Origin of the sequence: Mycobacterium sp. NPDC006124 (genome assembly GCF_040614235.1) — a bacterium.
In the GTDB taxonomy this organism is placed as follows: domain Bacteria; phylum Actinomycetota; class Actinomycetes; order Mycobacteriales; family Mycobacteriaceae; genus Mycobacterium.
The window spans coordinates 1-1,933 of the sequence record NZ_JBEXUA010000039.1 but is presented as its reverse complement, the minus strand read 5'-3'; the positions used below and the strand labels follow the sequence as shown (position 1 = coordinate 1,933).

The window sequence follows — 1,933 nt, the reverse complement described above, 5'->3', positions numbered from 1 at the left end:
GTACACGTGACTGGGGTTTGCTTCTCCGTCGTACGGACCACAATTCGAATCGGCTTGTCGCCACGACTCCTCCGCGTCCGTGCTCGACGAATCTCGTAGGTGATTCCCGGCAGTTCGAAGTTTCGTGTGACCGTCGAAATCCCTTGTAGTGCCCTCTGGCATAAGTTAGACTCGGAGTTCAAACTAAGGGATCAGAGGGGGCTATGCGTAAAGTTCCACTTCAGATCCAGAAGCGGTTGTGTGCCGCCGCGGACCTGTTCGCCGACAACGGGCTCAACGACTCCAAGATCGAAGATGTAGCCGCGGTTACCGGCGTGCCGAAGGCGACGCTCTATTACTACTTCTCCGGCAAGGAGGAGATCCTCGCGTTCTTGCTCGGAGACCTTCTCAAGGACATCGCCGACGCGGTAGCAGCGATCGTGCACACCGACGGCACCGGCGCTGAGCGCTTGGAACTCGTCATTCGTACTCAATTGCGGGCGATGGCACAACGGCCAGGGGTCTGCCGAGCACTGATCGGCGAACTAGGACGGGCGGGCCGGATGCCGGTCATCGCCGAGATGATCAACACAGCCTGCCAACAACCCGTCGAAGCGTTGCTCGTCGCCGGTGCCCACGACGGATCGCTCGTCAAGCAGCCTGATGCACGGTCCACCTCTATCGCACTGTTCGGTGCCGTCACCATCAGCGCCCTCATGTACTTGATAACCGCCAACAATCTGGATGAAACGGCGGTCGCCAGCACCCTCAATGCCCTCATGTTCGACGGCTTACGCCCGCGCGAAGGAGACAAACGATGACCACCTACGGCCTGTCCGTCGTCGGCGCCGACCTGAAATCACTGGCTCAGACCGCCGAAGCCGCCGATGACGCCGGGTTCGACGCTACTTGGGCCTCGGAGTTCTACTCACGCTCAGGATCCATCTCGATGGCCGCGATGGCCAACAGCACACAGAACTGCCGGATCGGCTCCTCCATTCTCTACGGCGTCGGACGAAGCCCCCTGGTGCTTGCGACGGAAGCGGCCGACCTCGATGAGCTCTCCAATGGACGACTGGTGCTCGGCATCGGCAACGGCACCAAGCGGATGATGAGCGACTGGCATGGTGTGGCCGACACGTCTGCACCTGCGTTGAGGATGGAAGAACTCGTCGTCCTGCTGCGCCGCATCTGGAACCTGCACGAGGGTCCGATCCACCACGAGGGCCGGTTCTACACGATGAACCTCACCCCGACCGGCGAGGTACCGCCCCCCAGCCGCGCAATCCCGATCATCACCGCCGGCGTGCGCCCCCGAATGTGCGAGGCTGCAGGCAGAGTCGCTGACGGCCTTGCAGGGCACCCCCTGTTCACCACCGCCTACGTTCAGGAGATTGTCCGGCCAGCCATCGCCAGGGGCGCGGCGCACGCCGACCGCGACCCCAGTGACGTCGAAGTCGTCTCCATGGTCATGTGCTCCATCCACGAGGACGTCGAGGTCGCCAGACGTGAACTGGCACAACAGATTGCGTTTTACTCCTCGGTCAAGTCCTACGAGACGGTGCTCGACGTGAACGGCTTTGCTGCCGAAGGCAAGACAATCCGGGAAGCATTCGCCCAGCGTGACTTTTCGGCAATGTTTGCCGCGGTGTCCGAGGAGATGATCGACACCATGGGCGTCGCCGGGACGGCTGATCAAGTTCGCGCCGGGCTCAGGCGTTACGAAGGCGTTCTCGATCACATCATGCTGTACTCACCATCGATCGGCATCGCCCCCGAACGCGTGCAGGAAAACCTCGAAAGCCTCATCCGAGAATGCTCACCACGGAGGCTTGAGCACTCCGCGACGTAACGGTTCCGGCAGCCATGAATTTGCTCCCTCTGCGCGTCCGCGAGAGAGGCGAAGAGGAGCAAACTCCGCGGATTTCGTCAAATCCGCTGCGATGGTGGACTA

The 1,933-nt window shown here is 61.5% G+C and carries 2 protein-coding genes; both read left to right on the top strand.

The features are described 5' to 3' along the window. Window positions 1-203 precede the first annotated feature (203 nt). On the top strand, window positions 204-800 hold the full coding sequence (locus ABZ195_RS28595; RefSeq protein WP_355223253.1) for a TetR/AcrR family transcriptional regulator: 597 nt from the start codon (window positions 204-206) through the stop codon (window positions 798-800). Further along, window positions 797-1,831 carry an LLM class flavin-dependent oxidoreductase gene (locus ABZ195_RS28590; protein ID WP_355223252.1) on the top strand — a complete coding sequence of 345 codons (1,035 nt, stop codon included), beginning with the start codon at window positions 797-799 and terminating at the stop codon, window positions 1,829-1,831. The genes ABZ195_RS28595 and ABZ195_RS28590 overlap by 4 nt, the downstream gene beginning before the upstream one ends. Window positions 1,832-1,933: the final 102 nt, after the last annotated feature.

Bases quoted from the DNA above. Each gene is read 5' to 3' on its own strand.
- ABZ195_RS28590 (WP_355223252.1), top strand. From the start codon at position 797: ATGACCACCTACGGCCTGTCCGTCGTCGGCGCCGACCTGAAATCACTG.
- ABZ195_RS28595 (WP_355223253.1), top strand. From the start codon at position 204: ATGCGTAAAGTTCCACTTCAGATCCAGAAGCGGTTGTGTGCCGCCGCG.